Consider the following 246-nt stretch of genomic DNA (forward strand, 5'->3'; position numbering starts at 1 on the left):
CCACCTGATAGCCGCGCCCGTTCATTTGGCCAAAGCGACCTACATCAAGGCTGTCCAGACTGACCGTGACACGGTGCAAGCCCGCCTCTTTTAATGCTTGCGCATGCTGAGCCAGGAGGGAACCATTGGTGGTCATCGCGATATCCTTTACGCCTTCCACCTGACTGATCATCTCAATCAGGCGAGGCAGATTTTTGCGCATCAACGGCTCTCCGCCCGTGATTCTGATTTTTTCCACACCTAATG

1 protein-coding gene is annotated in these 246 nt (G+C 54.1%); it reads right to left on the reverse strand.

What is annotated here, in order from left to right:
* The coding region (locus MXD62_RS09335; protein WP_248828963.1) for a radical SAM protein at positions 1 to 246 on the reverse strand (246 nt) is incomplete at both ends.

Source organism: Frankia sp. Mgl5 (genome assembly GCF_023242985.1).
In the GTDB taxonomy this organism is placed as follows: domain Bacteria; phylum Actinomycetota; class Actinomycetes; order Frankiales; family Frankiaceae; genus Parafrankia; species Parafrankia soli.